Below are 19,030 nucleotides of genomic sequence, written 5' to 3' on the forward strand. Positions count from 1 at the left end.
AACCTGATAGGTGTTACATGGCAGGCGCAAAAGAGATTCGCAGTAAGATTGCGAGCATCAAAAGCACGCAAAAGATTACCAGCGCCATGGAAAAAGTGGCGGTCAGTAAAATGCGCAAGGCACAAATGCGCATGGCTGCTAGCCGTCCTTACGCGGAGCGCATCCGCCAGGTTATTGGTCATCTGGCCAACGCCAACCCGGAATATCGCCACCCGTTCATGCTCGACCGTGAAGTAAAGCGCGTCGGTTATGTCGTGGTGAGCAGTGACCGTGGTCTGTGTGGTGGCTTGAACACCAACCTGTTCAAGGCTTTGGTCAAGGACATGGCGGTAAACCGCGAAAACGGTGTCGAGATCGATCTGTGTGTTGTGGGTAGCAAGGGTGCGGCTTTCTTCCGCAACTTCGGCGGTAACGTCGTAGCAGCTATCAGCCACCTGGGTGAAGAGCCGTCGATCAATGACCTGATCGGCAGCGTCAAGGTGATGCTGGATGCCTACCTGGACGGCCGTATTGATCGCCTGTCCGTGGTGTCCAACAAGTTCATCAACACCATGACGCAACAGCCTACCGTGGAGCAGTTGATTCCGCTGGTGGCAACCCCGGAACAGGAACTCAAGCACCACTGGGATTATCTGTACGAACCGGACGCCAAAGAGCTGCTTGACGGCTTGATGGTCCGCTACGTGGAGTCGCAGGTCTACCAGGCGGTGGTCGAGAACAACGCGGCTGAACAAGCTGCGCGGATGATCGCGATGAAGAACGCTACCGACAACGCCGGTGATTTGATCAGCGATTTGCAGCTGGTCTACAACAAGGCGCGTCAGGCTGCGATCACCCAAGAGATCTCGGAAATCGTCGGCGGCGCTGCCGCGGTTTAACGGTTCAAATATTCAGAGGATCCAGCTATGAGTAGCGGACGTATCGTTCAAATCATCGGCGCCGTTATCGACGTGGAATTTCCACGCGACAGCGTACCGAGCATCTATAACGCGCTGAAAGTACTGAGCGCGGCTGAAACCACCCTGGAAGTTCAGCAGCAGCTGGGCGACGGCGTGGTTCGTACCATTGCGATGGGTTCCACCGAGGGCTTGAAGCGCGGTCTGGAAGTCACTGATTCCGGCGCAGCCATCTCCGTACCGGTCGGTAAAGCGACGCTGGGCCGGATCATGGACGTGCTGGGTAACCCGATCGACGAAGCGGGTCCAATCGACACCGAAGAGCGTTGGGGCATTCACCGTCCTGCGCCAACCTTTGCTGAACAAGCGGGCGGCAACGACCTGCTGGAAACCGGCATCAAGGTTATCGACCTGGTTTGCCCGTTCGCCAAAGGCGGTAAAGTCGGTCTGTTCGGTGGTGCCGGTGTAGGCAAAACCGTAAACATGATGGAACTGATCCGTAACATCGCCATCGAGCACAGCGGTTATTCCGTGTTCGCCGGTGTGGGTGAGCGTACTCGTGAGGGTAACGACTTCTACCACGAGATGAAGGACTCCAACGTTCTGGACAAAGTGGCACTGGTTTACGGTCAGATGAACGAGCCGCCGGGTAACCGTCTGCGCGTAGCACTGACCGGCCTGACCATGGCCGAGAAGTTCCGTGACGAAGGTAACGACGTTCTGCTGTTCGTCGACAACATCTATCGTTACACCCTGGCCGGTACTGAAGTATCCGCACTGCTGGGCCGTATGCCTTCCGCAGTAGGTTACCAGCCGACCCTGGCCGAAGAGATGGGTACTCTGCAAGAGCGTATCACTTCGACCAAGAACGGTTCGATCACCTCGATCCAGGCGGTATACGTACCGGCGGATGACTTGACTGACCCGTCGCCAGCGACCACTTTCGCCCACTTGGACGCCACCGTCGTTTTGTCCCGTGACATCGCCTCCCTGGGTATCTACCCGGCGGTCGATCCACTCGACTCGACTTCGCGTCAGCTGGACCCGAACGTGATCGGCCAGGAACACTACGACACCGCTCGCGGCGTTCAGTATGTTCTGCAGCGGTACAAAGAACTGAAGGACATCATTGCGATCCTGGGTATGGACGAACTGTCGGAAGCCGACAAGCAGTTGGTAAACCGTGCTCGTAAGATCCAGCGTTTCTTGTCGCAGCCGTTCTTCGTGGCTGAAGTCTTCACCGGTGCTTCGGGTAAATACGTTTCCCTGAAAGACACCATTGCTGGCTTCAAAGGCATCCTCAACGGTGACTACGACCACCTGCCAGAACAAGCGTTCTACATGGTAGGCGGCATCGAAGAAGCGATCGAGAAAGCCAAGAAACTGTAATCCCGGCGCCCGGCAACGGGCGCTAATTTAAGTTTGAGGCAATCAGATGGCTATGACAGTCCATTGCGATATCGTCAGCGCGGAAGGGGAAATTTTCTCCGGCCTGGTCGAGATGGTGATTGCGCACGGTGCACTTGGTGATCTTGGTATCGCCCTGGGCCACGCGCCGCTGATCACTAATCTCAAGCCGGGTCCGATCCGCCTGGTCAAGCAGGGCGGGGAAGAGGAGGTGTATTACATCTCCGGCGGTTTCCTCGAGGTTCAGCCGAACATGGTCAAGGTTCTTGCCGACACCGTGCAGCGTGCTGCCGACCTGGACGAAGCCTCCGCTCAGGAAGCCGTTAAGGCTGCCGAGAAGGCGTTGCACGAGCGGGGCGCGGAATTCGATTACGGTTCTGCAGCCGCACGTCTGGCCGAGGCAACAGCTCAGCTGCGCACCGTCCAGCAGATCCGCAAGAAGTTTGGCCACTAACAGGCCATCATTTGTTGCGCGATTGATAAAAAAGGGTAGCCTCGGCTACCCTTTTTTCTTTTCTGTTTTTCATAAACCCGGTCACAGCCGCTGACCACCCAGGATTGGTAGCCAGTCATGTCTCTCGAAATCGTTATTCTCGCTGCTGGCCAGGGCACTCGCATGCGTTCGGCTCTGCCGAAAGTCCTGCATCCGATTGCCGGCAACTCGATGCTCGGCCATGTTATCCACAGTGCACGGCAACTCGATCCGCAGCGCATCCACGTGGTCATAGGCCACGGTGCCGATGCTGTGCGTGATCGTCTGGCTGCCGATGATCTGAATTTCGTCTTGCAGGACAAACAGCTGGGCACTGGCCATGCTGTCGCTCAAGCCGTGCCATTCATTAAAGCCGACACCGTGTTGATTCTGTACGGTGACGTGCCATTGATCGAAGTCGAGACATTGCAGCGCCTGCTCAAGCAGGTTGCCCCACAGCAACTCGGTTTGCTCACAGTTGAACTGGACGATCCGACGGGCTACGGGCGCATTGTCCGAAACGCCGATGGCCAAGTAACTGCCATCGTCGAGCAGAAGGATGCCAACGAAAGCGAGCTCGCGATCAGCGAAGGCAACACAGGTATTCTGGCGCTGCCTTTCGCGCAACTGGGTGGCTGGATGAGTCGTCTGTCCAACAACAATGCCCAAGGCGAGTATTACCTGACCGACGTGATTGCGATGGCGGTCAGTGATGGCCTGGTGGTTGCCACCGAGCAGCCCCACGACGCGATGGAAGTGCAGGGCGCCAACGATCGCAAGCAACTGTCCGAGCTGGAGCGTCACTATCAATTGCGCGCCGGCCGCCGCTTGATGGCCCAAGGCGTCACCCTGCGCGATCCGGCACGTTTCGACGTTCGTGGTGAAGTCACAGTCGGGCGCGATGTGCTGATCGACATCAACGTGATTCTTGAAGGTAAGGTCGTTATAGAAGACGACGTTATCATCGGGCCCAATTGCGTGATCAAAGACAGCATCCTGCGCAAAGGCGTAGTGATCAAAGCCTACAGTCACATCGACGGCGCGGTTCTCGGTGAAGGCAGCGATGCTGGACCGTTTGCACGCCTGCGTCCGGGTACCGTGCTGGATGCTCGCGCGCATGTGGGTAACTTCGTTGAGCTGAAGAATGCTCACTTGGGTGAAGGTGCCAAAGCCGGCCATCTGACCTACCTGGGCGACGCTGAAGTCGGCGCTCGCACCAACGTTGGCGCGGGAACGATTACTTGCAACTACGACGGCGCCAACAAGTGGAAGACCGTTTTGGGCGACGACGTATTCATCGGTTCCAACAACTCGTTGGTAGCCCCTGTTGAAATCGCCAACGGTGCGACAACTGCAGCCGGGTCGACCATTACCCAGAATGTGGATAACTCACAATTGGCGGTGGGCCGTGCACGTCAGCGCAACATCGACGGCTGGAAACGCCCCGTGAAAATCAAAAAGCCTTAAGTTATCCACAGTCCTTGAGGAGTCCGCTTGCTGGCGATCAGACCAATGCGATGCGCTGAGAAAACGCATCGCCGGCAAGCCGGCTCCTACAGGTCCCCCACCGAACATTTCATCGATCCCCGCTTGACGAAGTTTCGCCAATAGGTTTTGATTGCTTCCGTTATCTTTCGAATCGAAACTTAGTCGCCATGTCAAAACGCAATACGCCACAACGTCGCCACAACATTATTGCCTTGCTTAACGCGCAAGGTGAGGTGAGTGTGGATGAATTGGCCAAGCGTTTCGAAACTTCGGAAGTTACGATTCGAAAGGATCTCGCAGCGCTGGAAACGCACGGCTTACTGATGCGTCGTTATGGCGGTGCGATCACCATGCCTCAGGAGCTGGTGGCCGATGTCGGGCAGCCAGTGTCCCGGCACAAACAGGCGATCGCCCGTGCTGCAGTTACGCGAATTCGCGAGCACGCCCGAATCATCATCGACAGCGGCAGTACGACGGCAGCGATGATCCCCGAACTGGGTCAGCAGCCGGGTCTGGTTGTCATGACCAACTCCCTGCACGTTGCCAAAGCCTTGAGCGAACTCGAACACGAGCCGGTGCTGTTGATGACCGGCGGCACTTGGGACCCGCATTCCGAATCCTTCCAGGGGCAAGTTGCCGAGCAAGTTTTACGTTCCTACGATTTCGATCAGCTGTTCATCGGTGCCGATGGCATCGACCTGTTGCGCGGTACCACGACCTTCAACGAATTACTCGGGCTGAGCCGCGTCATGGCTGAAGTCACCCGGGAAGTTGTGGTGATGGTCGAGGCCGACAAGATCGGCCGCAAGATTCCCAACCTGGAACTGCCTTGGGGCAGCATCCATACCCTTATTACAGATGATCGGCTGCCGCTCGAGGCACGCGATCAGATACAGGCTCGCGGCATCAATTTGATTTGCGCGCCGGTCAGCCAGGAGAAATAGCATGTGTGGAATTGTTGGTGCAGTCGCAGAACGTAACATCACTGCCATTTTGCTCGAAGGCCTCAAGCGCCTGGAATACCGTGGTTATGACAGCGCCGGCGTGGCGGTCTACACCAACGATGAAAAGATCGAGCGCACGCGTCGTCCGGGCAAAGTCAGCGAGCTGGAAATCGCCCTCGAAGCAGAGCCGCTGATCGGTCGGCTCGGTATTGCGCACACTCGCTGGGCCACTCATGGCGCGCCTTGCGAACGCAATGCTCACCCGCATTTCTCCGGCGATCTGGCGGTGGTGCACAACGGCATCATTGAGAACCACGAAGCCTTGCGCGCACAGCTCAAAGACCTGGGTTACGTGTTCACCTCGGACACTGACACCGAGGTGATCGCTCACCTGTTGAACCATAAACTCAAGGATCTGCACGATCTGACCGTGGCTCTCAAGGCGACTGTCAAAGAGCTGCACGGCGCCTATGGCTTGGCCGTGATCAGTGCCAAACAGCCGGACCGCCTGGTTGCTGCCCGTAGCGGCAGCCCGCTGGTGATCGGTCTGGGCCTGGGCGAAAACTTCCTTGCTTCCGACCAGTTGGCCCTGCGTCAGGTTACTGACCGTTTCATGTATCTGGAAGAAGGCGATATCGCTGAAATCCGTCGCGATGACGTGCAAATCTGGGACGTCAACGGCGAAGCCATCGAGCGTGAAACCGTGCAGTACCGCGACGGCGCAGAAGCTGCCGACAAGGGCGAGTTCCGTCACTTCATGCTCAAGGAGATCCACGAGCAACCGGCCGTTGTGCAACGTACCCTCGAAGGCCGCTTGAGCCCGAATGGCGTGCTGGTGCAGGCATTTGGTCCACAGGCTGCCGAGCTGTTCGCGAAAGTGCGCAACGTGCAAATCGTCGCCTGCGGCACCAGCTACCACGCCGGCATGGTTGCCCGTTACTGGCTGGAAGAACTGGCCGGCATCCCGTGCCAGGTGGAAGTGGCCAGTGAGTTCCGCTACCGCAAAGTCGTGGTCCAGCCGGACACATTGTTCGTGACCATTTCACAGTCGGGCGAAACCGCGGACACCCTGGCCGCGCTGCGCAACGCTAAAGAACTGGGTTTCCTTGCCAGCCTCGCCATCTGCAACGTCGGCATCAGCTCGCTGGTGCGCGAATCCGACCTGACACTGCTGACGCAAGCAGGTCGCGAAATCGGCGTAGCCTCCACCAAAGCGTTCACCACTCAATTGGTCGGTCTCTTGCTTCTGACCCTGTCCCTGGGTCAGGTTCGCGGAACATTGGCAGAAGGCGTTGAAGCCACGCTGGTCGAAGAATTGCGCCGTCTGCCAACTCGCTTGGGTGAAGCCTTGGCCATGGACAGCACCGTCGAGAAAATCGCCGAGCTGTTTGCCGAGAAGAACCACACGCTGTTCCTGGGTCGCGGTGCGCAATTCCCGGTAGCGATGGAAGGAGCCCTCAAGCTCAAGGAGATTTCCTACATCCACGCCGAAGCGTATCCGGCCGGTGAACTGAAACACGGTCCGTTGGCGCTTGTGGATAACGACATGCCGGTGGTTACCGTCGCGCCTAACAATGAGCTGCTTGAGAAGCTCAAATCCAACCTTCAGGAAGTCCGTGCCCGTGGCGGCGAGCTGATCGTGTTTGCTGACGAGCAGGCTGGCATGACCAATGGCGAAGGCACACACGTCGTGCACATGCCGCACATCCACGACATCCTCTCGCCAATCCTCTACACCATCCCGCTGCAGTTGCTGTCGTACTACGTTGCTGTGCTCAAAGGCACTGACGTTGATCAACCGCGCAACCTGGCCAAGTCGGTGACTGTGGAGTAAGTTATCCACAGCGCGTATGACGGCTTCTGCCGTTACACCTTCGCATCATGGAGGCCATCCAGTAGCCTCCACTAACGGTTAAAACAAAGCCAGGAAGCCCTCGGGTTTCCTGGCTTTATGCTTCGGCCAAGCCCGTCGGCCGGCATCCGTATCCCCCACGGCTATCAAAGGCCTGTCCATGCCTCAAACAATCCACATCGCAGCCGCTCTATTGATAGGCTCCGACGGCAAGACTTTGCTAGTACGCAAACGCAACACGGTTTTTTTCATGCAGCCCGGCGGCAAGATCGAGCTTGGTGAACTGCCTGTGCATGCCCTGGCTCGTGAGCTGCATGAAGAACTCGGGATTCAGATCGACAGAGATCAAGCGCTGTTTTTAGGCGCTTTCAGTTCGCCCGCAGCCAACGAACCCGGCTTCGAGGTACGCTGCGAATTGTTTCAGGTTTCCGTAAGCGCTCCGGTCAAGGCTGCCGCCGAGATTGAGTCGGCAATATGGGTCGACCGTCATAGCTACGCACACTTACAGTTGGCACCCTTGACGCTCGATCATGTGATGCCGATTTATCTGAACTTGCGCTAGATCACCGCCACGTAAGCAGTCAGCGCAGCCCCGGCAACTGCGAACCGAGGACATGCCCATTGGATCGATTTCAGGAAATGCAGGTGTTCGCCGCTGTTGCTCAGGATCAGGGCTTTTCGGCAGCGGCTCGGCGTCTAGGCATGTCGGCAGCCAGTGTTACCCGCGCTGTGGCAGCGTTAGAGAAACGCATCGGCACGCCGTTGCTGACGCGCACCACCCGCAGCGTGCACCTGAGCGAGGCGGGTCAACGCTACCTTGAGGATTGTCGGAGGATTCTCGCTGAAGTGCAGGAAGCTGAGGATTCGGCTGCTGGCAGTCACACCCAACCGCGTGGCCACCTGTCGATCACTGCATCGGTATTGTTTGGCGAATTGTTTGTGACGCCGGTGATGGTGGATTATCTGACTCGATTTCCAGACGTCACCATCAACGCATTGATCGTTGATCGTGTGGTGAGCATGGTGGAGGAGGGCATTGATGTCGCGGTGCGTATTGCCGAGTTGCCAGATAGCAACCAGCACGCGATCCGTGTGGGGGAAATTCGCCGTGTAATCTGTGCTTCGCCGAAGTGTATCGAGACTCATGGCCGACCGCGGCATCCTCAAGAACTGACTCATGTGCCGGTCGTTGCGACCTCAGCCATCGGTCAGCAGCGCAGCTGGGCCTTTCAGGAAGCTGGACTGTCGCTGGCGGTGCGCCCTCAACCGCGCCTGGTAGTGACGTCGAATCAGGCGGCCATTAACGCCGCATGTCTGGGTCTTGGTTTCACTCGGGTCCTGTCTTATCAGGTGGCGAGCCGAGTGGCGGCAGGGGAACTGGAAATTGTTCTGGCGGACTTTGAGCTGCCGCCACAGCCCGTTCATGTGATTTACCAGGGCGGGCGTAAGGCTCCGGCGCGGATTCGCAGCTTTGTCGACCTGGTGGTGTTAGCGCTTCGCGCTCACCCTGCCTTACATGTCTGAATATTATTCCACTGGCTGAAATTACGGATTGCATTCCATGGTGATTCCATTGGAATGGGTGCAAGAGCAAGATTGACGGCCATTGGCGTTGACCTTCCTGAACGGCGCCACCTACCCAGCGGAGTTGATCATGCAAGCCATCAAACTCTACAATTTCCCGCGTTCCGGCCACGCTCACCGTGTGGAACTGATGCTTTCCCTCATGCAGTTACCGACCGAGCTGGTTTTTGTCGACCTGGCAAAAGGCGCACACAAGCAACCCGATTATCTCGCGATCAACCCGCTGGGTCAGGTACCTGCCATTGATGATCAAGGTGTGGTGCTCTCTGATTCCAACGCGATTTTGACGTATCTGGCGCAGAAGTATGGCAAGGGTCGTTGGCTACCGACTGATCCGGTTGGCGCCGCTAAAGTCCAGCGTTGGCTGTCGATTGCTGCCGGTCCTATTGCATTTGGTCCCGCCAGGGCACGGCTGATTACGGTGTTCGGCGCCGCTTATAACGCTGAAGAAGTGATCGCTTATGCCCACACCTGGCTCAAAATGATTGATCAGGAATTGTCCGGATCTGCGTTTTTGGTTGGCGATGAAGCCACCATCGCAGATGTCTCGGCGTACAGTTACATCGCTCATGCACCAGAAGGCAATGTGTCACTGGATGCCTACCCGAATATACGCGCGTGGTTGGCACGGGTTGAAGCGTTGCCCGGGTTTGTAGGCATGCCGCGCACGGCGGCAGGTCTGCAGACAACCACCTGATTCTTTCGAATGTTCCACGTGGAACGCGTAAATAGTTGATTGGCCCATCCTCGCCGCCTCCGGGGCTGAACCTGTAGCATCTGCAGGACGCTGCCTCCGTCAGCCTCCAAGGATGTCTTATGGTTTCTCTTGTTCGTCTGTCGATTTTGATGGCATCGCTGATACTTCTCGGGGGTTGCCAACCAGGCGAGGCGCCGCCGCTGGATCAGCAGGTCTATATCTGGCAACGGCAATGGACGCCAGCTCATGAAGGGGCGCTAAGCGATAGCCGAGGTGACTTTTCCACCTTACGTATCCTGGCCCTGCAGGCATTTCCTGGCGAAGGTTGGGTGCGGGCGCGGATAAACCCCGCGCTGCTCAAAGCGGATGGGCGTCCAGTGATTGCGGTTGTGCGTCTTGATGGGCAACTGCGGTCATTGAATCAGGGCGAGATCCTCGCGCAGATCCAGCAAGTACTCACTGACTGGACAGAGCAGGGCGTGATCATCTCTGGTGTGGAAATCGATCACGACGCCGGTACAGCGCGGCTGCCTGAGTATCAGAAACTTCTGGTGCACCTGCGCAGCGCCTTGCCGACCTCACTTACTCTGAGCATCACTGCATTGCCCTCTTGGCTGAACAGTCGTGCATTGCCGGCACTCTTGGCGTCGGTCGACAGCAGCGTCCTGCAAGTGCACGCGGTGGACGATCCGCGCAAGGGCCTGTTTGATCCGACTCAGGCAAGGAAGTGGGCGGTTCAATGGAGCAGCGTCACTGCCAAACCTTTTTATCTTGCACTACCGGCTTACGGTGTTGCTTTGCTGACCGGCGACGGTGTGCCGCGCGTGGAAAGCGAGGTCGCACTCGATCAAGGTGGAGAACGTCGCGAATTGCTCGCTGACCCACAGCAGTTAAGTCAACTCGCTGCAGAGTTGCGCAGTGACCAGTTGAAGCATCTGGCAGGCCTGATCTGGTTTCGTCTTCCGTTGAGTAATGACCGTAGAGCCTGGAGCCTGACGACGTTGCGAGCGGTGGTGCAGGGTGTGCCGCTCGACAGTCGCCTGTCATTGAAAGTGTCCGGCCGGCAGGGTCTCCATGACATCAGCCTCAGCAATGAAGGCAACCTCGATACGGCCTGGCCAGTGCGTATGACGCTCGCCGTGAAGGGCTGTGAGGGCGCCGACGCGTTGGCGGGTTACACGTTGCAACAGAGTCCGGAACTGCTTACCTTCACCCGCCAGCGTGAAGGTCGGATACTGGCCGGCGGACAGCGCGCTATTGGCTGGGCACGTTGCACATCGATTGAACAAGGAAATTCGAATGTTTACCCGTAACTGGCCTCGCCATCTACTTTGCCTGAGCCTGGGTTTTCCGTTGGGCACGGCAATGGCATGCGGTCCGGACTTCCCGATGCGCCTGCTCGACAATCGCGGGCAGACGTTAGCGGAGCTACCTGAAGGCAATTTCCGATTCGAGGTAAGTCGTCTCGGACAGGCCATCAACGGGTTGAAACAAATCGCTGCGCCGGTCGGCGACAGTGTTGCGCTGGACCTCGCTGAACAGCGCGGCCAAGCCGAGTTGGCGGGGCTGACCGCTGAACAACAGGCCCTTCTCAAACACCTGCGCACTTTGACTGATGCTCATAATGTCGATCGTCAAGGTGTGAGTCTCTCAAATGAATTCAGGCTATATCTGGCGGGTGCTGTCGCTTTCAACGCTGGCGATTATCCTCTGGCCGTCGAGTATTTTCAGCGTGTGCTCGCGCTGCCGGCAGAGCAACGCGCCTTGCGCAGCACCTGGGCTGCTTACTCATTGGGACGTGCACTGTTTAACCTGAGCCATGAAGCGAACGCCTCGTCGGATCTGCTGCATCAGTCGCAGCAGGCCTTCGAGCTGACACGACAACTGAGCATTGAAGGTTTCAGCGACCCACTGGAACTGGGCGTCGCCAGTCTCGGCGAGCAAGCACGCGTAGCGCTGGATTCGGGCGACTGGAGCACGGCAATCGAGCTTTACGCCACACAGAATGCCCAAGGTTCGGACGTGGGCTACGCCTCGCTGAAGCTATTGGTCGCCCGGCTGAGCTTGATGCCGGACAACCAGCTGGCATTGCTGCTGCAACATAAGCCGGTGCAACAACTGGTCACGGCGTCGTTGCTCAGCCGACTTGGCTGGTCGTTCGGTGAACAACCCGCCAACGAAAAGAAATTGATCGAGCTTTTGCAAAGCAGCACCCGTGGCACCTTCGATAATGCTGATCGTCTGGCGGCGGTGAGTTATCAACAGGGTGATTACGATAATGCCAAAGCGCTTCTTGAGCACGCAGGGGATGGCGGGCTTACGTGGTGGCTACGGGCGAAACTGGCGATGCGAGACGGCGACAAAAACGCCGCAGCCGCAGCTTACGCGAAGGCAGCTCAAGCCTTTCCGCAAGACGAATCCTGGGGCGAGCGACGAACGCTGGACTGGAGTGTCGAATCGCTGCATCCGAAGTGCCGGGTCGAAGGCGAGAGTGCGATCCTTGCATTGCAACGCGGCGATTACCTTCAGGCGTTCGATCAGCTTTATCGAAGTAACGGCATTTACTGGTTTGACGCCGCCAGTGTTGCCGAGCGTGTGCTGAGCGTGGACGAGCTCAAACATTACGTAGACAGCAACGTGCCGGCGCCACCTGTTCGCAGTCAGCAGTTCCGTGACAGCCATGAGCCTCTGCCGGTGGCGGCCAGGTTGCGTGATTTGCTCGGACGGCGCCTGCTTCGAGAAGAGCGTTATGAGGAAGCTCCGCAGTATTTCGGTGAGTCTGATTTGCAAAATAAAGCCAAGGCTTATGCTCAACTGCGCCAAGATGCCCAAGCCGCCTGGTGGCCGACGACGCGTGCCGAAGCATTGTTTAATTCGGCCTGGATGGCACGGGAGTGGGGGATGGAAATCCTCGGCTACGAGATGGCGCCGGATTACGCGACGTTCGGTGGCAATTACCGTCTCGAAACAACCTCACTCAATGTCGGCCCGTTGGTGTCTGAGGGTGAAGTTCAGCGTCAGCAGGCCAGTGCTGCGCAGCCGGATCAACGCTATCACTATCGATTCGTCGCCAACTCACTGGCCAGCCAAGCGGCCGATAATCTGCCGCATTCCAGCGAGGCTTTTGCCGCGGTGCTGTGCGCGGCGACAGGATGGAATACCGATGCGAAGGAGAAAGCGGTGTTCTACCAGCGCTACGTCAAGGAGGGTCCGTACGTGCAATGGGCGCTGTTCTTCGGCGAGAGATGTCCGTACCCAAGTTTCCACAAGGCTGACAAGCGCTACGTGACCCAGGCATTGAGCCCGATACGCGCAGCACTACGACCCTATAAAAAGCCGCTGCAATATGGCGGCGTGGTCGCATTCACGGCTGCGGCATTGTGGCTGATCATCCGTCGCAAGCGAGTGCCACGGGGCTGATCAGGCCTGCTGTACAAAGGTCAGGCGCACGGCAAATGCAATCAGCAGGCTGCCAAACAGCCACTGCTGCAAGCGCTGGGCCGTAGGGTTGCGCTGCAGCCAGCGACCCAATGCTGCGCCAGCGAGCGCATAGGTGCTGTCGAACACCAAGCCGACGCCCACCAGCGTCAGCCCAAGAAGGGCGAATTGCCCGAGAACCGGGCCAGTGTGGGGGTCAACAAACTGCGGCAGTAGCACTGAGCAGAACAGTAGCGCTTTCGGGTTGAGCAAGTTGGTCAGTAAGCCGCGCCGGATGGCTGCACGCCATTGGGATTTTTCTGGGGTTGATGATGCCTCTCCAATGGCTGGAAGCAGCGTCGTTCTGAGGCATTGAATGCCGATCCACAGCAGATATGCGGCACCCGCATAGCGGACAACGTCGAAGGTCCATGGCGCGGTTTCGAACAGCAATGCCAGCCCGAGCGCAGCCATTGCAACGTGGCAAACGCGGGCGATGGCTAAGCCGACTGCGGTTGCCAACGCCGAGCCTTTGCCCAGGCGCGCGCCGGTTTGTAGCAGCAGAACCATGTCGGGGCCTGGTAATAACAAAACCACTGCCAGCGCCATCAAAAACGGCCAGAGTCCACTCATGTTCAGCTCCTGATTCATCATCGATTCGATGCTGAAAGTGTACGGCGCAAGGGCAGAGCAGGTGGTTGCGTACTGGGTCGGTAATCCGGCTAGTATTGGCAGGAATGACTACAAAAGTTCGGACTGACCATCAGGATCTACCAAAATGAAATTGGATGCCTTTGATCGCAAAATCCTTTCGGCCCTGCAACGAGACGGCCGGTTGAGCAATGTCCAACTGGCAGACGAGATCGGCCTGTCGGCCTCACCGTGTTTGCGTCGCGTGCGGATGCTGGAGGAGACGGGCGTGATTCGCGGTTATCAGGCCATCCTGGACCGGGATGAAGTGGGGCTCGGATTGACCGTCTTTGTCGGCGTTAAAGTCGAACGACACACGGACGAACGAGCTGAAGCCTTTCGTGTTGCGGTGACGGCATTGCCTGAAGTGATTTCGGCGTTTCTGGTTTCCGGAGAATCCGACTTCCTCTTACAGGTCGTCGTGCCAGATCTGCGTAGTTATGATCGCTTTCTTTCCGAGCGATTGTTGAAGCTGCCGGGCATCAGTGATATCCGCAGCAACTTCGCGATCAACACGGTGAAAGCGCCTGGGGCGCTACCGTTGGCGCATCTACCAACGAGCTGATCGCAATCACCGGTAGCGTGAATGCGATCAGCTTCGATATCACATCTGCGTCGCCATCCCTTCGACATTCATCGCTGCCTGGCGCAGTGCCTCGGAGCGGGTAGGGTGTGGATGGCAGGTCAAGGCGATGTCTTCAGCGGACGCGCTGAATTCCATGGCCACGCAATATTCGCCAATCATTTCACTGACACTCGGGCCAACCAGATGCACGCCCAGGATTTCATCGGTGCGCTCATCCGCCAGCACTTTGGCATAGCCTTCGGTTTCGTGATTGATCTTCGCGCGGCTATTGGCAGTGAAGGGGAATTTGCCGACCTTGTAGGCCCGGCCTTCGGTCTTTAGTTGTTCTTCGGTTTTGCCGACGCTGGCCAATTCCGGTTTCGTGTAAATGACGTTGGGAATGAGGTTGTAATTGACCTCACCTGCCTTGCCCACAATCTGTTCGATGCAGGCCATGGCTTCGTCTTCAGCCTTGTGAGCGAGCATTGGCCCGGACGTTACATCACCGATGACCCACACCCCGGCGGCTTCAGTCCGATGGTTCTTGTTGGCGAGCATCCCGCGCGCGTCGGTAGCCAGAGCAACGTTTTCCAGCCCCAGGCCTTGGGTGTAAGGACGGCGGCCGATCGCGACCAGAACGTAGTCCGCTTCCAACATTTCAGCTGTTCCACCGGCCGCCGGTTCGACGCTTAACTGCACAGCGGTTGCCGACGTTGTCGCGCTGGTAACTTTCGAACCCAGCTTGAAGTTGATGCCCTGTTTGCTCAAAGATCGCTGTAGCGTTTTACCGGCTTCACCGTCCACACCCGGGCAGATCCGATCGAGGAACTCGACCACGGTGACTTGGGCGCCCAAGCGTCGCCATACTGAACCCAGTTCCAAACCGATAACACCGGCGCCGATGACAACCAGATGCTTGGGGACTTCTGCCAGCGCCAGTGCGCCCGTGGAATCAAGAATGCGCTGATTATCGATGGCCACGCCCGGCAGAGGAGTGGGTTCAGAACCCGTTGCGATCACGATGTCTTTCGCGCTCAGCTCGGTCTTGTTGCCCTCGCCATCGGTCACCGTCACCTTGCCCGGGCCATCGATATGGCCCCAGCCTTTGATCCAGTCGACTTTGTTTTTGCGAAACAAAAACTCGATGCCTTTGGTGAGGCCTGTCACGCTTTCATCCTTCTGCTTCATCATCTGCTTAAGATTAAGCGTGGGTTTGACCTCGATTCCCAGGTTGGCGAATTCAGCGCCCATGGCGGCGTCGTACAGTTCAGATGCGTGCAACAGGGCTTTGGATGGCATGCAGCCGACATTCAGGCAGGTACCGCCGAGAGTCGCGCGTCCCTCTACGCAGGCAGCTTTCAAACCCAACTGGCCGGCGCGTATCGCGGCGTTATAGCCGCCAGGTCCTCCGCCCAAAATCACTACATCATAATGACTCATGAATAACTCCCGTTACGCGGTAGATAGAAGGCTTTCTCAGTCTAGAAAAGAAACGCGTTCCACGTGGAACAAATTCTGCAGCTGTAACCATGACAATAGGCAAACGCTACGTTATCGATAGCCAGCTATTTTTCGTGGATGGGCTACCCTCAATTCAGACGTCTGAAACAAGGGGGATTCTTCATGCTCGCGCAACTTCCACCGGCCTTACAGAATCTGCAGTTACCGCTCCGCCTGAGACTCTGGGATGGTCATGAATTTAACCTGGGCCCTACGCCCAGTGTGACGATTGTGGTAAAGGACCCACAAATGGTGACTCAATTTACGCACCCGAGCCTGGATGCTCTCGGGGCCGCGTTCGTCGAGGGCAAACTTGAGCTTGAAGGCTCTATCAGCGATGTGATCCGTGTCTGTGATGAGTGGAGCCAGGCATTGCTCGAGGAGGGTGACGACGATCAGCCAGTCCGCGCCATGCACGACAAAGAAACGGACGCCAAGGCTATTTCCTACCACTACGACCTTTCCAATGCGTTCTATCAATTATGGCTCGACAGCGACATGGCGTATTCATGTGCGTACTTCGAGACCGGCAGTGAATCCCTGGAGCAGGCGCAACAAGCTAAATTTCGCCACCTGTGTCGCAAGCTACGACTGCAGCCTGGCGAGTACCTGCTGGATGTCGGCTGCGGTTGGGGCGGGCTTGCGCGCTACGCCGCCAGAGAATTCGGAGTCAAGGTTTTCGGAATTACGCTCAGCAAAGAGCAACTTACCCTTGCTCGTGAACGGGTAGAGGCCGAAGGTCTGGACGACCAGATTGAGCTTCAACTGCTCGATTATCGCGATTTGCCGCAAGATGGCCGGTTCGACAAAGTCGTGAGCGTCGGCATGTTTGAGCACGTCGGCCACGCGAATCTTCGAGAGTATTGCCGCACCCTGTTCGGCGCAGTGAAGGAGGGGGGGCTGGTGATGAATCACGGCATCACTGCCAAGCACACGGATGGACGTCCTGTGGGACGCGGTGCCGGTGAGTTCATTGAAAAATACGTGTTCCCCAACGGCGAGCTACCGCACCTTTCGATGATTTGCGCGGAGATCAGTGAGGTCGGACTGGAGATCGTCGACGTTGAGAGCTTGCGGCTGCACTATGCCCGCACGCTTGACCACTGGAGCGAGCGGCTGGAAGACAATCTCGAAGCCGCGGCCAGCCTTGTACCTCAGCAGGCTTTGCGCATATGGCGCCTGTACCTGGCAGGATGCGCTTATGCATTCGCCCGAGGCTGGATCAACCTTCACCAGATCCTGGCTGTAAAAGCGCACGCCGATGGCAGTCATGAACTGCCCTGGACGCGCGACGATATCTATACACCTTAAAGGATCGGTGAGATCAACCGGGCGACGCGCATGCCGAGCTGTTGCAGGCGGCGCGTTTCCCGGCGGTCTTGCGCAGCGATTTCGTACGCATTGGCAAAATCGTCATTGAGCATTTGCTCTACCTGGGCGGCGAACGTACTGTCGACGGTCAACAGCATCACTTCAAAATTCAACCGGAACGAACGGTTATCCATGTTTGCACTGCCGATTGCGCTAATTTCACTGTCGATCAACACAACTTTTTGATGCAAAAAACCCGGCTCATATCGAAACATGCGTACGCCGGCACGTACTGCTTCGAAGGCGTAGAGGCTGGAGGCAGCGTAAACGATTCGATGATCGGGTCGTGAGGGCAGGAGAATTCGCACATCAACCCCACGCAATACTGCGAGTCGTAGCGCCGCGAATACCGCCTCGTCGGGAATGAAATAGGGGCTGGTTATCCATACGCGTTCAGTCGCCGCGTGTATGGCTTCGACGAAGAACAGCGAGCATGTTTCGTAGGAATCTGCAGGGCCACTCGCGAGTAGCTGGCAGAGCACGCCGTCTTCCGGATATTCATCGGGCAAAATCAGTGGCGGCAATGACCGCGCTGCCCAGAACCAGTCCTCGGCGAACGATTCCTGCATGCATGCTACAACTGGTCCGCATACCCTGACATGAGTGTCGCGCCAAGGTGCCAGCGGGGGTTTCTCTCCCATATATTCGTCGCCGACGTTGTGACCGCCGACGAAACCCAGCACTCCATCCACCACAACAATCTTGCGGTGATTGCGGAAATTGACCTGGAAGCGATTGAGCCACCCGCTGCGCGTGGCGAACGCTTTGACTTCCACACCGGCATCACGCAATGGCTGCACAAAACTGTTAGGCAGGGAGTGGCTACCGATGCGGTCATACAGCAGGAACACGGCCACGCCTTCCGCAGCCTTTTCCAGCAGCAACGTCTGCAGACGCCGGCCGAGTCGATCGTCGTGGATAATGAAAAACTGAATCAGCACTGCCTGTCTGGCGCCACGAATCGCCTCGAATATCGATTCGAACGTCGCCTGCCCATTGATCAGTAGTTGCACTTCGTTGTTTGCCAGGCAGGGCATGCGTCCCAGTTTTGGCATCGCTCTCAAGGAAGCGTATGCGCTTGATGCGCGCGCGGTCAGCGCCTCTTCAACCCAAGGCCGCCAGTTCAGCTCGGAGATTGCTTTGCGCATTTCCTCGTTGGCCTGGCGACGCGCCTGAATGTAGCCATCGAAGGTACTGCGGCCGAATACCAGATAAGGAATCAGTGTGAGATAGGGAATGAAAAACAGTGACAATGCCCAGGCGATGGAGCCTTGCGCCGTGCGGACGGTCAGTACGGCATGGATCGCAGCAACCATGCCGAGCGTGTGGATCAACGCGATCAGGTACCCGAAAACATGCGGGCCAAAATAATCCATGGGCTGCCTTGCTCCTGAAGTTTCAATGCTTAACAGACCATGTTCCGTGCAGAATGTCGCTATTTAATTGGTCCATGAACCGAAGCCCGCAGCTGACGTCTAACGGCCACTACTGATCAGGAGTTACACGATGAACGTACGTCTGCTGGGTTTGGCCGTGGCTTTTGGTCTGGCATTTCCTGTCGCTGCCCAAGCGCAAATGTTGCAACCCGGGTTGTGGGAACTGACCTCGAGCAACATGAAAGTTGATGATCAAAATTTGCCCGACCTGCAATTGATCCTCGGTCAGCTTCAAAGCCAGATGACGCCCGAACAGCGGGCCCAACTGGAAAAACAGGGCATTACCATGGGCGGAAAAGGCATCCGCGCTTGCCTTACGCCAGAGCAAGTCCGATCCGATAATATCCCGCTGACCGATCCGCAGTCGGGTTGCAAACAGGAAATCACTGAGCGCAACGGTAACCAGTGGAAATTCCGCTTCAGCTGCCCCAAGGCACAAGGTGCTGGAGTCGCAACTTTTCTCAGCGATCGTGAATTTACCACCAAGGTTAATGGCACCTTCAACGCGACCGGGATTCAGCAGAAGGGCAGCCTTGATACTCGCGCAGTCTGGTTGGGCAAGGAATGCGGAACGGTGAAACCGCGCGCTTGAGTGGGTGACTGCTTCACAGATCAAAATTCATACTGCAGTGCCTTGTCAGCCGTCCACCCATCATTTGATGGGTGCGCTCTATATATACCCAACTGATCTCCGTAGCGACCGCGTGGACG

Annotated in this window: 17 protein-coding genes; 14 read left to right on the top strand and 3 right to left on the bottom strand. The window is 57.3% G+C overall.

What is annotated here, in order from left to right; all coding sequences use genetic code 11:
* The first annotated feature begins 17 nt into the window (after window positions 1–17).
* The 11 genes from atpG (at window position 18) to F8N12_RS22625 (ending at window position 12,760) form a co-directional block, all read left to right on the top strand.
* Window positions 18–878 carry a F0F1 ATP synthase subunit gamma gene (atpG, locus tag F8N12_RS22575; RefSeq protein ID WP_150582364.1) on the top strand — a complete coding sequence of 287 codons (861 nt, stop codon included), beginning with the start codon at window positions 18–20 and terminating at the stop codon, window positions 876–878.
* Window positions 879–905: 27 nt separating this feature from the next.
* Window positions 906–2,285 carry a F0F1 ATP synthase subunit beta gene (atpD, locus tag F8N12_RS22580; protein WP_028620320.1) on the top strand — a complete coding sequence of 460 codons (1,380 nt, stop codon included), beginning with the start codon at window positions 906–908 and terminating at the stop codon, window positions 2,283–2,285.
* A 46-nt stretch (window positions 2,286–2,331) separates the two neighbouring features.
* Window positions 2,332–2,757 (top strand): F0F1 ATP synthase subunit epsilon, encoded by a 426-nt coding sequence (locus F8N12_RS22585; protein WP_028620319.1) that lies wholly within the window; start codon window positions 2,332–2,334, stop codon window positions 2,755–2,757.
* A gap of 117 nt (window positions 2,758–2,874) precedes the next feature.
* Entirely contained in the window at window positions 2,875–4,242 is a 1,368-nt protein-coding gene (gene glmU / locus F8N12_RS22590; protein WP_150582365.1) for a bifunctional UDP-N-acetylglucosamine diphosphorylase/glucosamine-1-phosphate N-acetyltransferase GlmU, read from the top strand.
* Between the two features lie 188 nt (window positions 4,243–4,430).
* A complete protein-coding gene (locus F8N12_RS22595; protein ID WP_150582366.1) occupies window positions 4,431–5,207 on the top strand; it encodes a DeoR/GlpR family DNA-binding transcription regulator in 777 nt (258 codons plus the stop codon).
* Between the two features lies 1 nt (window position 5,208).
* Window positions 5,209–7,041 carry a glutamine--fructose-6-phosphate transaminase (isomerizing) gene (gene glmS / locus F8N12_RS22600; RefSeq protein ID WP_150582367.1) on the top strand — a complete coding sequence of 611 codons (1,833 nt, stop codon included), beginning with the start codon at window positions 5,209–5,211 and terminating at the stop codon, window positions 7,039–7,041.
* Between the two features lie 178 nt (window positions 7,042–7,219).
* Entirely contained in the window at window positions 7,220–7,621 is a 402-nt protein-coding gene (locus F8N12_RS22605; protein ID WP_150582368.1) for an NUDIX hydrolase, read from the top strand.
* A 59-nt stretch (window positions 7,622–7,680) separates the two neighbouring features.
* On the top strand, window positions 7,681–8,583 hold the full coding sequence (locus F8N12_RS22610; protein WP_150582369.1) for a LysR family transcriptional regulator: 903 nt from the start codon (window positions 7,681–7,683) through the stop codon (window positions 8,581–8,583).
* Between the two features lie 130 nt (window positions 8,584–8,713).
* On the top strand, window positions 8,714–9,340 hold the full coding sequence (locus F8N12_RS22615; protein ID WP_150582370.1) for a glutathione S-transferase family protein: 627 nt from the start codon (window positions 8,714–8,716) through the stop codon (window positions 9,338–9,340).
* A gap of 119 nt (window positions 9,341–9,459) precedes the next feature.
* Window positions 9,460–10,653 (top strand): DUF3142 domain-containing protein, encoded by a 1,194-nt coding sequence (locus F8N12_RS22620; RefSeq protein WP_150582371.1) that lies wholly within the window; start codon window positions 9,460–9,462, stop codon window positions 10,651–10,653.
* Window positions 10,640–12,760, top strand: coding sequence for a hypothetical protein (locus F8N12_RS22625; protein WP_150582372.1), 2,121 nt, complete (start codon window positions 10,640–10,642; stop codon window positions 12,758–12,760). Before F8N12_RS22620 ends, F8N12_RS22625 begins: the two co-directional genes overlap by 14 nt.
* Here F8N12_RS22625 and F8N12_RS22630 read toward each other — a convergent pair whose 3' ends face one another.
* The gene (locus F8N12_RS22630) at window positions 12,761–13,390 is read right to left on the bottom strand and encodes a LysE family translocator (protein WP_150582373.1); all 630 of its coding nucleotides are present in this window, start codon (window positions 13,388–13,390) and stop codon (window positions 12,761–12,763) included. It abuts the gene before it with no gap.
* 145 nt (window positions 13,391–13,535) lie between these two features.
* Between F8N12_RS22630 and F8N12_RS22635 the strand changes: the two genes are divergently transcribed.
* Complete coding sequence (locus tag F8N12_RS22635; protein WP_150582374.1) at window positions 13,536–14,012, top strand: Lrp/AsnC family transcriptional regulator; 477 nt, start codon at window positions 13,536–13,538, stop codon at window positions 14,010–14,012.
* Between the two features lie 39 nt (window positions 14,013–14,051).
* Here the strand turns inward: F8N12_RS22635 and lpdA are convergent, their stop codons facing one another.
* Window positions 14,052–15,452: a dihydrolipoyl dehydrogenase gene (gene lpdA / locus F8N12_RS22640; protein WP_150582375.1), complete on the bottom strand. Its 1,401-nt coding sequence runs from the start codon at window positions 15,450–15,452 to the stop codon at window positions 14,052–14,054.
* Window positions 15,453–15,635: 183 nt separating this feature from the next.
* On the opposite strand from lpdA, the gene cfaB reads away from it, so the two are divergent.
* Window positions 15,636–16,823, top strand: coding sequence for a C17 cyclopropane fatty acid synthase CfaB (gene cfaB, locus F8N12_RS22645; protein WP_150582376.1), 1,188 nt, complete (start codon window positions 15,636–15,638; stop codon window positions 16,821–16,823).
* Here the strand turns inward: cfaB and cls are convergent.
* Window positions 16,820–18,259 (bottom strand): cardiolipin synthase, encoded by a 1,440-nt coding sequence (cls, locus tag F8N12_RS22650; RefSeq protein WP_150582377.1) that lies wholly within the window; start codon window positions 18,257–18,259, stop codon window positions 16,820–16,822. The genes cfaB and cls overlap by 4 nt on opposite strands.
* A 130-nt stretch (window positions 18,260–18,389) precedes the next feature.
* On the opposite strand from cls, the gene F8N12_RS22655 reads away from it, so the two are divergent.
* Complete coding sequence (locus tag F8N12_RS22655; RefSeq protein ID WP_150582378.1) at window positions 18,390–18,911, top strand: DUF3617 domain-containing protein; 522 nt, start codon at window positions 18,390–18,392, stop codon at window positions 18,909–18,911.
* The last annotated feature ends 119 nt before the right edge of the window (window positions 18,912–19,030 follow it).

Source organism: Pseudomonas fluorescens, from assembly GCF_902497625.1.
In the GTDB taxonomy this organism is placed as follows: domain Bacteria; phylum Pseudomonadota; class Gammaproteobacteria; order Pseudomonadales; family Pseudomonadaceae; genus Aquipseudomonas; species Aquipseudomonas fluorescens_BQ.